This is a genomic window from Paenibacillus sp. J31P13 (assembly GCF_056269295.1).
Map to the genome: position 1 here is coordinate 165,426 of NZ_JBWDNR010000009.1, position 18,417 is coordinate 183,842.

Consider the following 18,417-nt stretch of genomic DNA (forward strand, 5'->3'; position numbering starts at 1 on the left):
AATAACGTTGAAATATTTGTTAAGAGCACTCATTTTAATGACGCTTTCCCTTTTACTCGCTTCATGTTCCATTCAAAGCGTTGAGCAGCATGATCGTATGTCCAATGAGGAACGAAGTGTTGAACAACAAGAAGCTGCGCAAGATGAAGCGGCTATTAACGATAAGTTAGATAAGCTTCATGAGGATGAAAGTGTTCAAAAGGACGCAGCGAAAGAGGAAGAGGCAGTAAGTACGGGCAATCCAGCTGCTACCGATTCGGGTCAATCAATTGAGGGGCAGCCAGAGACTCCATTACCGACTGCAACCAACGAAGTGCAGCAGCAAGTTAAACCGACAAGTAAACCTAGCGTTAAACCGTCAACGAAACCTTCACCTAAACCAACAAGTAAACCTGCTGAACAGGAACCTATAAAGAAGGAGAAGCGTTTTGTTACGATTGCTATTCATGCTGAAACCCTTTTGAAAAATTGGGACTTACTAGATTCTGAATTGCAAGATGAAAAATATGTGCCAAAAGACGGCGTTATTTTGAAAGCTGCGAAATATGAGCTTTTAACTGACGATGAGAGTGTGTGGGATGTTCTTCTCCGTGCGACAAAGGAGCATAAAATTCAGCTTGAATATCAAGGCGCATCCAAAAATATTTATAAGAGCGTTTATGTAGAAGGCATTAACCACTTGTATGAATTTAGTGCAGGAGAGTTAAGCGGCTGGATGTATCAAGTGAATGGGATTTATCCCAATTATGGCTGCGGTCAATATGTATTGAAAGACGGAGATGTTATTGAGTGGCATTATACGGTTGATTTAGGACGTGATTTAGGGGCGGGGATGTAAGGGCGATGAGGGTATTTGAAAAGTATCATCCGATCGTTTTGTTTTCTTATTTTGCAGTAGTTGTCTTCATGACGATGTTCTTTATGCACCCCGTTTATTTAGCCATTACGTTAATTGGAGCGATGAGCTTAAACGCGGTGTTGAACGGCCGTTACTTTTTTAAAAGCTTAAAAATGTATATCCCGGTATTTTTGATTATCATGATCATTAATCCGCTCATTAGCCATAATGGTGAAATGGTATTGTTCTATATGAATGATAATCGAATAACATTGGAAGCGATTTTATATGGGCTTGCGATGGCAACGATGCTAGTATCGGTAATGCTTTGGTGCAGCTGCTATAACAGCGTGATGACGTCAGATAAATTTTTGTATCTGTTCAGCCGTATATCACCGGTCTTTTCCCTTGTGCTTTCTATTACGATGCGGCTTATACCACGTTTTACTTATCAGCTGAAGCTTATTGGACAATCACAAAAAACGATTGGGATGGACCACACAGTTGGTTCGCTATGGCATCGTATTCGGTGTATTATGCAAATCTTATCGATATTAATCACGTGGGCGCTGGAGAATGCGATCGAAACGGCAGATTCCATGAAGGCGAGAGGCTATGGCTTACAGAAGCGTACGACATTTTCACTTTTTGTATTTGAGAAACGGGACGGCATCCTGCTAGCCATTATTTTCTTATTATTTGTTATAAGTGGAATCGGGAGTTTACTCGGATCGACAGCGTTTTATTTTTATCCAACCTTAACGGGGATTTCCTCGACTTTGGAGCATTTATTTTTTTATAGTGTGTATGCCATGCTAATAGCCATTCCTGTTGGTATAGAGCTTGTGGAGGGATTGAAATGGCGATATTTGAAATCAACGATGTAAGCTTTCAATATCCAAATGACGAACAATTGGTATTACAAAATATACAGCTTTCTGTTAAACAAGGAGACTTCGTCGTTTTAGTCGGGCAATCAGGATGTGGAAAAAGCACGTTACTGAGACAGTTGAAACGAGAATTAGCTCCGCATGGACAGCGAAGCGGATCGATTAGTTATAACGGCATTCCTCTAGAAGAGCTTGATCCTCAAATCGCGGCTTCCGACATTGGATTCGTGCTTCAAAACCCTGAAAACCAAGTGGTAACGGATAAAGTATGGCATGAGCTATCCTTCGGATTAGAGAGCTTAGGTGTCGATACACCCACCATTCGCCGAAGAGTTGCTGAAATGGCAAGCTTTTTTGGTATTCATACATGGTTTCGCAAAAAGACCGTTGAACTGTCTGGCGGTCAGAAGCAAAAGCTAAACTTAGCTTCTATTATGGTTATGCAGCCGAAGGTATTACTATTGGACGAGCCGACTTCACAGCTTGATCCCATTGCGGCAATGGAATTTATTTCGACGCTGCATCGATTGAATGAAGAGCTGGGCATAACGATTATTTTAATCGAGCATCGCCTTGAGGAAGTGCTGCCAGTAGCAGATAAAGTCATCGTAATGGAGCATGGAAAGATTATTTATGACGGCAGTCCGAGATTGGCGCTTGCATCACTTCCCCAGAATCATGCCATGATTCAAGCTCTTCCAACTGCTATGCGTGTATTTCATGCAAGTAGTAACCAACTGGGAGAATCCCCGCTAACGATAAAGGAAGGTCAAAAATGGCTGGCAACTCAGCACATTGAAAAAGTGGAGCTGCACGCAGAGCCAATGGAGACTAATCGACCTGTCATCATGGAAGCTAAGGATGTTTCTTTTCGTTATGAGCGTGATGGGGAGGATGTGTTGCGTTCCTTCCAATTGCAGGTTTATGAAGGGGAGATACTGACGATCTTAGGCGGTAATGGGACAGGCAAATCGACTGCATTAAAAGTGCTGGCTGGTCTCGAAAAACCATATCGCGGGGATGTTCTTATAAAAGGAAGAAAGCTGAAAAAATATTCAAATGATGAGCTGTATCGGAGCTTAATTGCTGTCCTTCCGCAAGACCCTCGAACGTTATTCGTTGAAAAGAAAGTGAAGGATGAGCTTCAGAAAATGGCTCATGGAAAAAAAGAGACAGAAACGAAGCTGCAAGAGCTGATTGCTCTTCTTGAAATCGGTCATTTGCTGGAGCGTCATCCTTACGACTTAAGCGGCGGTGAACAGCAGAAAGTAGCTCTTGCAAAAGTATTATTGTTAGAACCGCAAATTTTATTGCTTGATGAGCCTACAAAAGGAATTGACGCTTTTGCGAAGCAGTCGTTAGCAGATATTTTGAAATCCCTTCAACGAAGGGGGCTTACGGTCGTGATCGTGACACATGATATTGAGTTTTCTGCGATGTATAGTGAACGATGCGCCCTGTTCTTTGACGGAAATATTGTGTCCTGTGATAATCCAAGGACATTTTATAGCGGCAATCGCTTTTATACGACTGCCGCACATCGGATGTCACGCCATGTTCTCGATCATGCGATTACGTGTGAGGATGTGATTGCTTCATGCCGCAATATATAACGAAAAACCTTCGCGTTATCGTTTCAGGTATGATCTTTTTCATTGTCATGCCGTTTGTTATTTATCTAGGTGTAACCGTATTGGAAGACCGAAAATATTATATGGTCTCGATTGTGCTCGTGCTGCTTGCATGTGTGCCATTTTTCCTTCGTTTTGAACGCCGTCGTCCGCAGCCTCGAGAAATATTAACGATTGCGGTCATGGCGGCAATTTCAGTTGCAGGTCGATGCTTATTTGTTGTAACACCAGGCATTAAACCGGTTACCGCTATTACGGCGATTACCGGATTTTCACTCGGAGCAGAAGCGGGATTTATAACAGGAGCAACAACCTCGCTCGTATCCAACTTTTTTTTCGGACAAGGACCGTGGACGCCCTTTCAAATGTTTACATGGGGAATGATTGGCTTTATCGCCGGCTTGCTTGGTAAGACAGGAATGATGCATCGTAAAATTCCACTTGCGCTGTTTGGCATTTTTGCTGGTATCTTCTTTTCATTCGGTATGGATATTTGGGGTGCGATCTCAACTACAGGAATGTTCTCGAAAGAAGCGTTTATGCTAGCAATAGCATCGGCTTTGCCTTTTACGATTATTTACGCCGTTTCAAATGTCATTTTTCTATTTATCTTAGCCAAACCAATTGGAGAGAAATTAGAGCGTCTCAAGAAAAAATACGGTATCTTGCAGTAATCAATCATATATATAAATACGCAAAAAGAAGCTTCACATCCGTTCATCGAACTTGTGAGAAGCTTCTTTTTGCTTTAATCATCCTTGTCACAAGAATGTAAGATGAGATGGGTATAATTCAGACTGTAAATCAAATTACAGGATGGAGCGGATCATCATTAGTATTTTGCAAACGGTTGATCTTAGGAAGATATATGGGAAGGAATCCAATGAGGTCAAGGCGCTTGATGGCATCAATATTGAAATCAAAGAGGGAGAGTTCGCTGCTATTGTAGGAACCTCAGGAAGCGGAAAGTCCACACTATTGCATATGTTGGGTGGTTTGGATAGAGCGACAAGCGGACAAGTTATCGTAGACGGCAAATCTATCTTTGATATGAATGATGATGAACTGACGGTGTTCAGGAGAAGGAAGATTGGATTTGTTTTTCAACAATACAACCTCGTTCCCATTCTTAATGTGTATGAGAATATTGTGCTGCCGATTGAGCTGGACGGGAATAAGATCGATCATTCATTCCTAGAGCATATTGTTAAAACGTTAGGTCTGTCGCAAAAGCTGGATAACCTTCCTAGTCAATTGTCTGGCGGACAGCAGCAAAGGGTAGCGATTGCCCGAGCGCTGGCGACGAAGCCGTCTATCATTCTAGCGGACGAGCCTACAGGTAATTTGGATAGTCGAACAAGTCAGGAAGTGATCGGATTATTAAAGGTAACAAGCAAACAGTTTAATCAGACGATGGTGATGATCACGCATAGTGAAGAAATCGCCCAACTCGCCGATACGATCATCCGCATTGGTGACGGTAAGGTGATTGGGGGGAACACGCATGATGTTTCCTAATTCCAATAAGCCCATCATCAAAAAACTAATCCGCAGAAGCTTGAAGGCCAATCGTACGAGAAATCGTTATGTGATATTGGCGATTCTCATGACTACGTGGCTGCTCACCTCCGTATTTAGTATCGGGATGAGTTATATGAAGACCTTGGATATGCAGCAGCTCAAAATGATCGGTACAAAAGCAGACGCAGCACTTATTCATCCTTCTCATAAGCAAATTGAGCAATTGAAAAAATCGCCTAATGTGAAAAAGGTAGGATTGAACGGCGAGGCAGGTAAAGTGATTCCTGCTGGAGAACTGGACGATGCGGATATTCGTATGCAGTGGTTCGATCATACAGAATGGGAGACGATGAGGGCTCCTTTGCTTGGAAACAAATGGAATGCTTATCCAGAGAAGTTTAATGAAATCATTGTGCCGACTTGGATTTTAGATAAATTAGGTGTAACAGAGCCGAAGATCGGCATGACTTTCCCCTTGAGCTATCATACTCTCGGGGGTGCTGATGGATCACAGGAGCATAAGGAGTCATTTGTTCTGAGCGGTTGGTATGATGATTATTCACAACTGAACGTTGGCAATAAAGGGATGATTATCGTATCCCATGCCTTTGCTGAGTCCGCAGGGATGGATATCAATAAGTCGGATGCTGCATCTCTACAATTTAAAAGCGGAACCAATGTAAAAAAAGAGCTGGAAAAACTGCAGCAGGATTTAAAGCTTAGTGCAGAGCAAGAGCTGATCAACTACACGGAAAGCAATAATGAAAATAGCTCAAAAATAGCAACGGGGGCTGGGATTGCAGGTATTGTCTTGTTTGTTATGCTGAGCGGATATTTGCTTATTTACAATGTGCTCTACATTTCTATATCTACGGATACTAAATTTTACGGCTTGCTGAAAACGATAGGCATGACGCCAAAACAAGTGAAGAAAATGGTTAACGGTCAAGCCGTCAAATTAGCGTGGATAGGCATACCGCTTGGACTTGCTGCGAGTCTCATCACCTCATTCGTTGCGGTTCCGATGGCGCTTAGCGCGTTCACCATAGACACGGATATTGAAATATCTTTCCATCCGGTCATTTATATGGGAGCAGCATTATTTGCATGGATGACAACAATGGCCGGATGCAGGAAGCCGGCTCGTATTGCTGGGAAGATCTCACCGATTGAAGCTCAGAAGTATGTGAGAACACGTGCAAAAAAGGGCAAGCATGGCTCCAAGCTCCACCGCATGGCGATGCGAAATATTTTCAGAGATAAGAAGCGGGCAGTTACTGTGTTTCTCTCTCTATTCCTCGGTCTTACGATTTTCCTGACGATTAATACGCTTGTGCTAAGCATGAATACCGATAATTTTATTGCTAGCTATTTGGAAAATGATTTTGAAGTGGTTAACCAAACGGCCAGCGCCGGCTATCAGGCTGAGACTAAGCAAAAATTAACGGAGGCGTTTGTTGAGGCTGTTCAGCATACGGAAGGCGTTACCGATGTCAGGAAAACCTATGTGGAATCGATCAAAATTAAATATTCACCTCAGGTATTCGGAAAATATGTAGATCAGTTTACTGAAATGTTCAGTTCAGAGCGGCTAACAGATGAGCAAATAATAGCGGGTGATATATTTTGGTCGCTGCTTATTGGGATTGATGATAAGTATATTACGGAATTAAATAAGGATTTGGAAACACCGATTGATGTGGAAAGATTCAAAAAAGGTGAAATTGCTCTGCTAGGCGCACGGGGAGACGCTATTACGCTAGGCGATGATTTCTCGATTGAATTGCCGAGTGGAGAGGGGGCAAATCTAGAAATTGGAGGATTTGTTGGACCACAGTTTGAAAGTCCTTACGGCGGTATGGCGCCTAATGTGTACGTCAGTCAAAGTGTTATAGAGAAGCTGATTAAAGACCCCATAATGTACAAAATGAATATTATGGCCGATAAAGAGCAGCAGCCAGCAGTTCAAGATCAATTGAAAGCATTAATCGGAGGCGACCGAGAGATAGAACTGACGTCAAAGCTGCAGTGGGCGGAGAAAATGGAATCTGCCAAGATCACCTTCTACATTTTAGGCGGTGCCGTTACACTGCTTCTAGCCTTTATTGGGATACTGAATTTTATTAGTACGATGGTTACGAGTGTAGTGGTACGCAAGCATGAGCTTGCTGTGATGGAGAGCATTGGCATGACGAAGCGTCAACTGCGTAAGATGCTGCTGCTGGAGGGAATAGGCTATGCAGTTATATCACTATCATTGATCGCATCTTTAGGCACACTCATCAGTTATGGTGCTTTCTATCTCTTTTCCCAAGAAGCGGATTATGCCATCTACGCCTTCCCAACCATTCCTTTGCTTACTGCATTCGTGCTTGTATTCGGGGTTTGTCTGAGTGTACCCATCATCGCCTATAACAGGACGAGGAAGCTGAGTATTGTGGAACGATTGAGGGAGGGCGAGTAAGAGGATATAATAGTAAAAAAAGGAGGTGAATGTCATGGCCAGGCTGTTAATTGTCGAGGATGATCGTTTATTAAATGAAGGGCTTTCCTTTGCGCTCGCTAAGGAAAAATATGATACGATATCTGCTTTTTCAAGTGAAGAGGCGCTCATTGCCTTCCGAAGCCATGACATTCACCTCATTCTTCTTGATATTAACCTGCCGGGCAGAAGCGGTATTGAACTGTGCAAGGATATCCGTCAAAGCTCGGATGTCCCTATTATATTTTTGACAGCCAAAGATACGGAAGAGGACATGCTTGAGGGCTTCAAAAATGGTGCAGATGATTATATCGCCAAGCCGTTTAGTGTAGAAGTATTATATCAACGCCTGAAGGCGGTTTTGCGCAGGAGCGGCAGGGAAGATAATTCGCAATTGTTCACCTATAAGGATTTGACCATTCACTATGACAAAATGAAGGTGTACAAGGGAAATTTTGAGATTAAGCTAACGACCACCGAGTATAAGCTGCTGTGCATTCTTACCCAGCATGATAAGCAGGTGCTGACAAGGCAGCTCATACTTGAGAAGCTGTGGGATTTGGACAGTGATTTTGTCGATGAGAACACGCTCAGTGTAAATATCAAACGGCTGCGCAATAAAATAGAAGATGATGCGAAACATTGCATCTATATAAAAACAGTCTTTGGCATCGGCTATACGTGGGGGGAGTGAATGATGAAAAGCTCCTTTACCCGCATCATTATGACTAGCACGGCGCTTTATGTTATCTCGTGCAGTTTATTTTTTTACCTGTTAATCTACAGTGAAGCAAGCAGTGTCGTAATCAAAATATCAATTCTATTTGCAGTGGCAGCAGCCTGTATACTTATATGGTGTATGCTGGCTATTCGGAACCAAATGTCACTTACCCTGCTCAAGCTCTCCGAAACCATTCAATCAATTATTGATATGCAGGGACGCGAAGAGTTCCCTTTATTTGAAGACAATATGTTATCGAAGCTGCAGGAGCAGGTTCTGAAGCTAACCAGTATTCTAAGGATGAGCAAGCTGCGTTATAAAGAGGAAAGCGAAGAGATGAAATCACTGATTTCGGATATTGCCCATCAGTTAAAAACACCCCTCGCCAATCTGAACATGTATAACGGATTGCTTATGGATAGCGCTCTAGCAGCTGATAAGCGTCAGCAATTTACAGAGATTCTGTTAAGCCAGACGGAGAAGCTGACGTGGCTGATGGACAGCTTGATTAAGATGTCCCGACTTGAAAGCGGGATTATTACGATCCATGCGGAGGAGCATGATATCCGCGACACGATACTTGGCGCAATCAAGCAGGTTTATCCGAGTGCAGAAGCAAAGGGTGTGGAGATCCGATTTGGCGGTGAGCAAGGGGCTAAGCTGCTTCATGATGTCAAATGGACAGGGGAAGCGCTAGTGAACGTACTTGAAAATGCAGTGAAATACACTGCTGAAGCAGGAATCGTGATCATCACCATTCAGAAATATGAGCTGTTTGCTAGAATTGATATCGAGGATAATGGAATGGGCATACCCCAGCATGAAATTAGTGATATATTCAAACGCTTTTATCGCGGAGCTGATGCCAAGTATACGCAAGGTGTTGGCATTGGATTGTATTTGACCAGAAAGATTATTATGGAGCAGGGCGGCTATATGAAGGTGAGCTCTGAGCTGGGTAAGGGAAGTTTGTTCTCGCTATTTATTCCGATTAGCGGGATGAATGACATCAAAGCGAGATGACTGGAAGAATCGCTGCTTTAATGTCAGCCCTAGACCCCGTTGCTTGTAAGTGTGAAAACAGCAGAAGAAATAAAAAAAAAAGAAAGGCTTTCGCCTCTCTTTTCTTCATTACCTGGAACCGGCTCTCCACAAGATTACTTTTGCGTTGAACGATTTTCTTGCTCACGAAGCTCTATTCTCCGTATTTTACCTGAGGACGTCTTCGGTAGATCCTGTATGAATTCAATTTTGCGCGGATATTTATAAGGGGCTGTCCACTCTTTGACATGGGATTGCAGTTCCTTAACTAGTTCAGGAGATCCGTATGATCCGTCTTTCAGCACGATAAAGGCTTTAACAATATGACCGCGAATTTCATCGGGGCTCGCAACAACAGCACACTCCTTGACTGAGGGATGCTTTAAGAGAGCATCTTCGACTTCGAAGGGACCGATTGTGTAGCCAGAGCTGATGATGATATCATCGCCGCGGCCTTCGAACCAGAAATAACCGTCCTCGTCCTTCCGTGCCCGGTCACCTGTTATGAAATAATCCCCGTGCGAGCAAATGTCTTTTCGTTCAGGGTCTTTGTAATAGGTCTGGAACAAAGCAGGCATGCTCAAATGCACGGCAATATCTCCAACGACTCCCGCAGGTAGCGGTTTTCCATCTTCATCTATGACCTCTACAAGTCCTGGAGCAATTGACTTGCCCATGGAGCCTGCTCGAATGGGAGTGTCCTTGAGCGTACCGATGATCAGTGTGCTCTCTGTTTGTCCATAACCGTCGCGAATGGTAATATCGAAGTTCCGCTGGAAGGTGCTGATGACCTCTTGATTTAAGGGTTCTCCAGCGGAGACAGCACAGCGCAGCTGAGACAAGTCATACTGCTGCAAGCCTTCCGTCTTAGCCATTAAGCGATATTCCGTTGGTGTGCAGCACAGTACTTGGATACCTTGCTCCTGTAAGAGCTGTAAGTACCGTTCAGATTGGAACGACCCATTGTATACGAAGCCGGTCGCCCCGTTCCCTAGAACGGTTAAGAAAGGGCTCCAAATCCATTTTTGCCAGCCTGGCGCAGCGGTTGCCCAGACGGTATCGGATTCGCGAATATCGAGCCATAGTGAAGATGTGATACGCAAATGAGCATAACCCCAACCATGCGTATGAACGACAGCTTTCGGGTTGCCAGTCGTTCCGGAGGTATAGGCAAGAATAGCGATATCATCTCTGCGACTATTTACTGCAGTGAAGGTATCGGACTGACCGAGCATTAACTTTTCAATATCCAGCCAGCCTGCTTCCGTCTCTCCTCCATGGTCAGAAACGGAAATGCGATATCGAAGATCCGGGATATCTTCTTCAATTTTATCGACTTCATGCGAGATTTCGGACCATGCAATGACCGCTTTGGCTTCAGAATGCTGAAGACGATATGATAAATCTTTGGCCCGAAGCATCTCGGAGGAAGGTATAACGGCAAGTCCCAGCTTGAGACAAGCCAAATAGATGACATAAGAGATAATTCTTCTTGGAACCATGACCAGAACACGATCTCCTTGGCGAAGACCGAGGCCTGCTAATCCACCCGCGAGCTGATTAGCCTGCTTACGCAGCTCACCGTATGTAATTTCCTTATAGTCCCCTTGTTCACTTAACCATTTAAGAGCAAGTTTATCGGAAGGATGCATTTCCATTTCCGATGTGATGTTGTAGTACTCGGGTGCGATCCATTGCAGATTATCCAAAATGAGCATCTCCTATAACAAAGTGTTGGTTAGAATCAATAACATAAGTATAGCATGATCCCTAGATTTCAGAAGCTAGCGCTGTATAATCACTTCAAGAATGTTTTGTGACTGTATTGTAAAAGTTGCCTTTGACAATAGGATGCAAATGGCTCATAATACATCTAGTCTAAATTTACTTTACTACTAAAATAATACGTTACCTATCGAATCTGTCCTAAATTCATTAACAGGTTTTTTGGTGCGTATATAGAAGGAAGGCGTCCGATTTGCCTTTATATCAATGGCTTCGCAACAGACCATTTATTACGTTTACAATCATTCTTCTTCTTAAGAGTTCTTTAGCTTGGTTCGTCATCTTTGATAACGGTCCTTCTCTATTAACATGGTTAACAGAGATTCCTATTCTATGGCTTGTTTTCTTCTTTATTGAATGGTTTGCGTCCAAGCGTAAATTTCTCTACTACATGGTTGTCAATTTGCTAGTAACGGTCATTTATTTCTCAGTCCTCATGTATTACAAATATTATGGAATTATTGCGACTTATCATGCACTTAGTCAAGCGGATAAGGTGACAAAGGTTGGAGAGAGTACGTATTCCTTACTTGACCCATATTACTTGTTAATCTTTATAGATATTATCGTCTTCGGGGTATTTATGTTCAGACCTAAAACAGTTCGCAAGCTTAAAAAGCTTGGTATGAATCGATTGGATAAACGTGTGCTTTTAGCTTCATTAGTGGTTTCAATCGCTCTATGTGTGTTCAATATTTTGCCTAATCAAGCCAGCATGAACGAGAACAAGAAAGCTGAAGGAATGGGCATTCTAAGCTATGAAATTTATACGATTTTCAAGGATTCGACTCAGAAAAAGGAATTTGTTGATCGCAGCGAAATCACGCAAGACGCAATAAATGATTTAAAAGGGATTAAAAATTCTCCAATATCAACTTACTGGGATGCTGACAAAGGCAAGAATGTCATTATCATTCAACTGGAATCTTTTCAAAACTTCTTGCTTGGCCTAAAGGTTGAGGGACAGGAAGTTACACCGAACCTGAATAAGCTGATAAAGGAAAATTTCTATTTTAATAATTTTTATACGATGGTGGGTCAAGGGACAACTTCTGATGCCGAATTTGTTGTGAATACATCACTGTATGTACCGCAGCATGAACCGGCAATCAAGAACTATGTGGATAAATCACTCCCAAGCTTGCCAAAGCTGCTTGCAGCGAATGGTTATACGACTGCCACTTTTCACACGAACTCTGTGGATTTTTGGAACCGTAAAGAGCTTTACAAAGCTATCGGTTTTGAACATTATTACGATCAAAGCTTCTTTGGAGATGATGATCATATTGCTTTCGGTGCTTCTGATGAAGTGCTCTATGCCAAGACAGCAGATGAGCTTGAGAAAATGAACAAGGATACAAAGCCTTTCTATGCCCAAGTTATTTCAATGAGCTCTCATCATCCTTATAAGCTGCCTGAGTCCAAGTACCATATGAAATTGTCCCCAAAATATGATGACACTTTAGTCGGTGACTATATACATGCACAAAACTATACGGACTATGCCGTTGGACTTTTCATTGATGATCTTAAGAAGCGAGGAATATGGGATGACAGTATCGTATTATTCTACGGAGATCATCAAGGCTTGCCGCTCTATTCGCTTAGCTCAGATGAAAAGGACCTAATGAAGGAATTGCTCGGCAGAGAATATGGGTATACAGACATGTTCAACATTCCGTTTATTATTTCCGCGCCGGGCGTAACTTATCCAGCTGTCTTTGACAAGACAGGCGGTCAAGTGGACATCTTGCCTACGGTTGCGAATTTGACGGGGATATCCCTGCAAGATCAAATTCATTTTGGTGAGGATCTGTTGAACCAAAATACGAATATTTTGCCTATGCGGCATTTTCTTCCTACCGGATCATTTATTAATGACACCAACATGTATTTGCCGGGTATCGCTTATGAAGATGGAACAAATTATCAACTGACCGACAATGGCATTACGAAGCATGGGACGACTGAGAGTCAGTATAGCCGTGCGTTGAAGCTGTTAAATCTATCCGATAACTATGTCGAACAATTGCCGGATAAATAACCAAAAATGATCTTTTTTTCATACTCTCGTAAATTTCCACTTCTATTATCATACTCATATGTGTTATCGTTATTTGTTACGACATAATAGTCCGATTCGTGGAGACGCAACAAGAGATGTTTTACGATTAACAATATATGTAGTTGAAATTGAGGAGAAACATGACATTTAACGACTTAGGTATTATACCAACGATTTTAAAAGCTTTAAGCAAAGAGAACTATACTGCACCGACTCCGATTCAGGAGCAGTCAATTCCAGCTGTGCTGGCAGGTAGAGATTTGCTTGGCTGCGCTCAGACAGGAACAGGTAAAACGGCTGCATTTGCTGTGCCAATTGTTCAATTGTTAAGCGAACAGAAGAGCAGCTCGAATGCGCAGCGTCGCATAAGCTCATTGATTCTAACGCCGACAAGAGAGCTTGCTATTCAGATTGCAGATAACATTAAGGCATATAGCCAGTACACCGATATCCGTTGTTCTGCTATTGTTGGCGGTGTTTCTCAAAAGGCGCAAGAGCGGGCATTAAACCAAGGTGCAGATATTATTATTGCAACTCCTGGTCGTCTTATTGATTTAATTAATCAAAAGCGTATTGATTTGCAATTTGTAAAAATATTAGTTCTAGATGAAGCGGATAGAATGCTGGATATGGGCTTTATTCATGACGTGAAGAGAATTATTACTAAGATGCCTAGCAAAAGGCAAACTCTTTTCTTCTCGGCAACGATGCCTCCGGAAATATCCAAAATGATCAAAACGCTATTAGTTAATCCAGTGAAAGTAGAAATTACTCCGGTATCTTCTACTGTGGATCGAATAGAGCAATCCATCTATTTGTTAGAAGGCGGCAACAAACAAAATCAACTGAATCACCTGCTGAAGGATGAATCGATAAAATCAGCACTCGTGTTTACCCGTACAAAGCGCGGCGCTGACCGCGTTATGCGAGATCTGACTAAGGTGAATATTTCGGCTCAGGCGATTCACGGTAATAAATCTCAAAATGAGCGTCAAAATGCGCTAAGAAATTTTAAAAGCGGAGCAACGCGCGTTTTGGTAGCGACGGATATCGCAGCAAGAGGAATTGATGTGGATGAGCTTTCTCATGTGTTCAATTTCAATCTTCCTAATATTCCGGAAACCTATGTTCACCGAATTGGCCGTACAGGCCGAGCAGGGATGAGCGGGACTGCAATATCCTTTTGTGAAGCAGATGAGCTTCCGTTTTTGAAGGATATTGAGAAGCTGATCGGAAAGTCTATACCAGAAGTGACAGACCATGCTTACCCGATGCGGAATAAACCAGTGGCTAAAAAAGCACCGGCAGCAGGATCGGGAAGAGCACCTGCTAAGGCGCCATCAAAGTCACCGGTAAAAGGACCAGCAAAAGCGCCGGTAAAAGCAGCTAATAAATCGCCTTGGACAACAACGGACGCGTCATCTAAGCCTGCTGGTAAATCCAAGGCTCCAGCACGTAAGCCAAAATCTGAATGGTTTCAAAAAAGCAATAAAGCAAGCAGAGAACACTAAATTTTGATATTGAGATACGAAAGGCACAGAGTAAATGCTCTGTGCCTTTTTTTGTAAAAATATTTGTCGAGTTTCATTAATCCCAGCAGGATAATTGCCGATATTTGTCGAATGGTATTCCGTTACAGTTCAAACTGTAAAAAATTAGTCAGAAATGATTAATACAAAACATTAGGAGGAAGCAGTATGAGTAAGCGCTTTAAGTCGCTTTTTTTATTTACGGCAATTATACTTTTGTTTGTCGCATCGTCTGCAATAGGTAATGCAGCACAGGCACCCGTAAATCAAAATTTTGACAATGTTGCATTAGGTACAGCTAGTAACATAAACGGTCCTTTGACTTTGAATGGGATTGTCTATTCTACGGATTCTGTGAACGATCAAGTTGCTGTCGATTCATGGGAGAATGGATTAACAATTGGTTCCGGAAATGTTTTGTTTTTTAAATATGTCGGAAACCAAACGGGAACCTATTTTCAGTTTGCTTCAGAAGTTAAAGAAAATAATTTCAAAATGAGCTCATTAGAAATGGAAGTTTATGATCATACTTTCGGATTCTCTGAGATTTATACGGTAACAGGCTATGATGATGGCGTGGAGGTTGCAAGCGCTCAGGTCAATTTTAAAACAGCAAAAGGAATGGCTACTTCCTATGGAACTAATAACTCGGTCGTATCCTGGACAAGGCATAATACGGCTGCGGGAGATTATACCGGTGGGGAATTGACCTTTATAGGAAATGCATGGAAAAACGTGGATCAAATTAGATTTACAGACACTGACCCTATTCCTCAAGATTATATGTATGGCATTATTGATAATCTCGTGTTTGAAGCCCCTCAATTCACTTTAACCTACTCCGGTAATGGAAATTCAAATGGAACACCCCCAATAGACAGCAACGGCACCTATGCAGAAGCGTCGCAAGTCACTGTACTTGGCAATTCGGGAGCTTTAACGAAGACAGGATATACTTTTGCAGGCTGGAATAGCGCAGCTGATGGAAGTGGAACAGACTATGCTGTGAATACCGTATTTAATATGGGAACAGCAAATAAGATCCTTTACGCCAAGTGGACACCCAATAACTACGCTGTAAACTTCAATGTAGATGGAGGCAGTGCAGTAGCGAGTGTGAATGCTGATTACAATACAATAATTACTGCACCAACAGCACCGACAAAAGCGAACTATACCTTCGGTGGCTGGTATACGGATTCAGGGTTAACGAATGTTTGGAACTTTACGACTGATAAGGTACTAGACCATACAACTTTATTTGCTAAGTGGTCGATTAATAGCTATGCGGTCAGCTTTGATGTAGATGGAGGCAGTCCAGTCGCTTTGCAACAAATCGATCATGGTGCTAAGGCAGCCATACCTGCGGACCCAACGAAGACAGGGTATACCTTTGATAAGTGGTATGCAGACGGAGGTTTTGCGACGCCGTATGATTTTGCAACAAAAACAATCACAAGCAGCACGACAATCTATGCAAAGTGGGTACCAATTAGCTACGCAGTAAGCTTTGATGTAGATGGAGGCAGTACGATAGCCAATGTGAACGCAAACTATAATACAATTATCGCTGAACCGGTCGCGCCAACGAAAGAGCATTACACCTTTGGTGGCTGGTATAAAGAATCAAGTCTAACGAACGCGTGGGACTTTACGACAGATAAAGTTCAGAATGATACGATCCTCTATGCGAAGTGGACACCTGTTAACTATGTGATCAGCTTTGACGTAGATGGAGGAAGTACAGTAGCGAATGTAGGCGCAGACTACAACACGGTGATTACTGCACCTATCGTACCAACAAAGGCTCATTACACCTTTGGTGGCTGGTATAAGGAATCTGGTCTGACGAATGTATGGGACTTTGCAACAGCCAAAGTTCAGGGTGCAACGATCCTTTATGCGAAGTGGATACCTATTAATTATACGGTAAGTTTTAATACAGCTGGTGGAAGTGCAGTAGCGAATGTGAATGCAGACTACGACACGGTGATTACTGCACCAACAGAGCCAACGAAGGCCCATTACACTTTTGGTGGCTGGTATAAGGAATCTAGCCTAACAAATGAATGGAGCTTTGCAACCGATAAGGTTCAAGACGCAACAATTCTTTATGCAAAGTGGACCCCTAATCGTTACGAGGTTAGCTTTGATGTAGATGGAGGCAGTCTAGTAGCGAATGTGAACGCAGACTATGACACAGTGATTGCTGCACCAACAGCACCAACGAAGGCCCATTATACCTTTGGAGGCTGGTACAAGGAATCTGGTCTAACGAATACATGGGACTTTTCAACAGACAAAGTTCAGGACGCAATGATCCTCTATGCAAGGTGGACACCTGTTAACTATGTGATCAGCTATGACGTAGATGGAGGCAGTGCGGTAGCGAATGTGAATGCTGATTACGATACGATGATTACTGCACCAACAGAGCCAACGAAAGAGCATTATACGTTTGATGGCTGGTACAAGGAATCAGATCTAACGAATAAATGGAACTTTGCAACCGATAAAGTTCAAGATGCAATGATTCTTTATGCGAAGTGGACGCCAATTAACTATACAATAAGCTTTGATGTAGATGGCGGCAGTGCGGTAGCGAATGTGAACGCATATTACAATACTTCAATTTCGGCACCAATCGCGCCAACAAAGACTGGTTACAACTTCGGCGGTTGGTACAAGGAATCAGGTCTAACGAATAAATGGAACTTTGCAACGGAAAAGGTTCAAGATGCAATGATTCTTTATGCGAAGTGGACACCAATTAACTACGCAGTAAGCTTTGACACAGATGGAGGCAGTGCGGTAGCGAATATGGGCGCAGACTATAATACAGTGATTGCTGCACCGATCGCGCCAACAAAAGGCCATTACACCTTTGGTGGCTGGTATAAGGAATCTGGTCTAACGAATGTATGGGACTTTGCAACAGATAAAGTTGAGGGCGCAACGATCCTATATGCGAAGTGGACACCAATTAACTACGCAATAAGCTTTGATACAGATGGAGGCAGTGCGGTAGCGAATGTGGGCGCAGACTATAATACAGTGATTGCTGCACCGATCGCGCCAACAAAAGCCCATTATACCTTTGGTGGCTGGTACAAGGAATCCGGTTTTGCAAATGCATGGAATTTTGCCGCTGACAAAGTTCAGAATGATACGATTCTTTATGCGAAGTGGAATCCGATTCCCTACGAGGTCAGCTTTGAAGTAGATGGTGGCAGTACAGTAGCGAATGTGGACGCAGACTACAATTCGATGATTGCTGCACCGATCGCACCAACGAAAGCACATTACTTGTTTGGTGGTTGGTACAAGGAATCAAGTCTAACAAATGCATGGAACTTTACGGCAGACAAGGTGCTAGGTGATACGCAGTTATTTGCGAAATGGACGATTAATAACTATCTCATCAGCTTTAATGTAGACGGAGGCAGTGCGGTAGCGAATGTGAATGCTGATTACAATACGGTAATCACTGCACCAACAGCGCCAACGAAAGCACATTATACGTTTGACGGCTGGTACAAGGATTCTAATTTAAAGAATGAATGGAACTTTGCAACGGAAAAGGTTCAAGATGCAACGATTCTTTATGCGAAGTGGACACCAATTAACTACGCAGTAAGCTTTGACACAGATGGAGGCAGTGCGGTAGCGAATGTGGGCGCAGACTATAATACAGTGATTGCTGCACCGATCGCGCCAGCAAAAGCCCATTACACCTTTGGTGGGTGGTATAAGGAATCTGGTCTAACGAATGTATGGGACTTTGCAACAGATAAAGTTGAGGGTGCAACGATTCTTTATGCGAAGTGGACACCAATTAACTACGCAGTAAGCTTTGACACAGATGGAGGCAGTGCGGTAGCGAATGTGGGCGCAGACTATAATACAGTGATTGC

Annotated in this window: 12 protein-coding genes; 11 read left to right on the forward strand and 1 reads right to left on the reverse strand. The window is 42.8% G+C overall.

Annotated elements, in window-relative coordinates; all coding sequences use genetic code 11:
- Positions 1 to 7 precede the first annotated feature (7 nt).
- From AC0YOD_RS24120 to AC0YOD_RS24155, 8 genes are all read left to right on the forward strand, one after another.
- A complete protein-coding gene (locus tag AC0YOD_RS24120; protein WP_475801880.1) occupies positions 8 to 838 on the forward strand; it encodes a DUF4430 domain-containing protein in 831 nt (276 codons plus the stop codon).
- Positions 839 to 843: 5 nt separating this feature from the next.
- Positions 844 to 1,725 carry an energy-coupling factor transporter transmembrane component T gene (locus AC0YOD_RS24125; protein ID WP_475801881.1) on the forward strand — a complete coding sequence of 294 codons (882 nt, stop codon included), beginning with the start codon at positions 844 to 846 and terminating at the stop codon, positions 1,723 to 1,725.
- Positions 1,698 to 3,341, forward strand: coding sequence for an ABC transporter ATP-binding protein (locus AC0YOD_RS24130; protein ID WP_475801882.1), 1,644 nt, complete (start codon positions 1,698 to 1,700; stop codon positions 3,339 to 3,341). Before AC0YOD_RS24125 ends, AC0YOD_RS24130 begins: the two co-directional genes overlap by 28 nt.
- Entirely contained in the window at positions 3,326 to 4,033 is a 708-nt protein-coding gene (locus AC0YOD_RS24135; protein ID WP_475801883.1) for an ECF transporter S component, read from the forward strand. The genes AC0YOD_RS24130 and AC0YOD_RS24135 overlap by 16 nt, the downstream gene beginning before the upstream one ends.
- 142 nt (positions 4,034 to 4,175) lie before the next feature.
- Positions 4,176 to 4,877: an ABC transporter ATP-binding protein gene (locus AC0YOD_RS24140; protein ID WP_475801884.1), complete on the forward strand. Its 702-nt coding sequence runs from the start codon at positions 4,176 to 4,178 to the stop codon at positions 4,875 to 4,877.
- Positions 4,864 to 7,344: an ABC transporter permease gene (locus AC0YOD_RS24145; protein ID WP_475801885.1), complete on the forward strand. Its 2,481-nt coding sequence runs from the start codon at positions 4,864 to 4,866 to the stop codon at positions 7,342 to 7,344. Before AC0YOD_RS24140 ends, AC0YOD_RS24145 begins: the two co-directional genes overlap by 14 nt.
- Positions 7,345 to 7,378: 34 nt before the next feature.
- On the forward strand, positions 7,379 to 8,056 hold the full coding sequence (locus AC0YOD_RS24150; RefSeq protein WP_475801886.1) for a response regulator transcription factor: 678 nt from the start codon (positions 7,379 to 7,381) through the stop codon (positions 8,054 to 8,056).
- A gap of 3 nt (positions 8,057 to 8,059) precedes the next feature.
- The gene (locus AC0YOD_RS24155) at positions 8,060 to 9,106 is read left to right on the forward strand and encodes a sensor histidine kinase (RefSeq protein ID WP_475801887.1); all 1,047 of its coding nucleotides are present in this window, start codon (positions 8,060 to 8,062) and stop codon (positions 9,104 to 9,106) included.
- A gap of 134 nt (positions 9,107 to 9,240) precedes the next feature.
- On the opposite strand, the gene mbcS is transcribed toward AC0YOD_RS24155, so the two are convergent.
- Positions 9,241 to 10,836: an acyl-CoA synthetase MbcS gene (gene mbcS, locus AC0YOD_RS24160; RefSeq protein WP_475801900.1), complete on the reverse strand. Its 1,596-nt coding sequence runs from the start codon at positions 10,834 to 10,836 to the stop codon at positions 9,241 to 9,243.
- Between the two features lie 266 nt (positions 10,837 to 11,102).
- Between mbcS and AC0YOD_RS24165 the strand changes: the two genes are divergently transcribed.
- The 3 genes from AC0YOD_RS24165 to AC0YOD_RS24175 form a co-directional block, all read left to right on the forward strand.
- On the forward strand, positions 11,103 to 12,953 hold the full coding sequence (locus AC0YOD_RS24165; RefSeq protein ID WP_475801888.1) for an LTA synthase family protein: 1,851 nt from the start codon (positions 11,103 to 11,105) through the stop codon (positions 12,951 to 12,953).
- A 161-nt stretch (positions 12,954 to 13,114) separates the two neighbouring features.
- The gene (locus AC0YOD_RS24170) at positions 13,115 to 14,485 is read left to right on the forward strand and encodes a DEAD/DEAH box helicase (RefSeq protein WP_475801889.1); all 1,371 of its coding nucleotides are present in this window, start codon (positions 13,115 to 13,117) and stop codon (positions 14,483 to 14,485) included.
- Positions 14,486 to 14,671: 186 nt separating this feature from the next.
- Positions 14,672 to 18,417: InlB B-repeat-containing protein (locus AC0YOD_RS24175; RefSeq protein ID WP_475801890.1), on the forward strand; the 3,746-nt coding region annotated here is incomplete at its 3' end.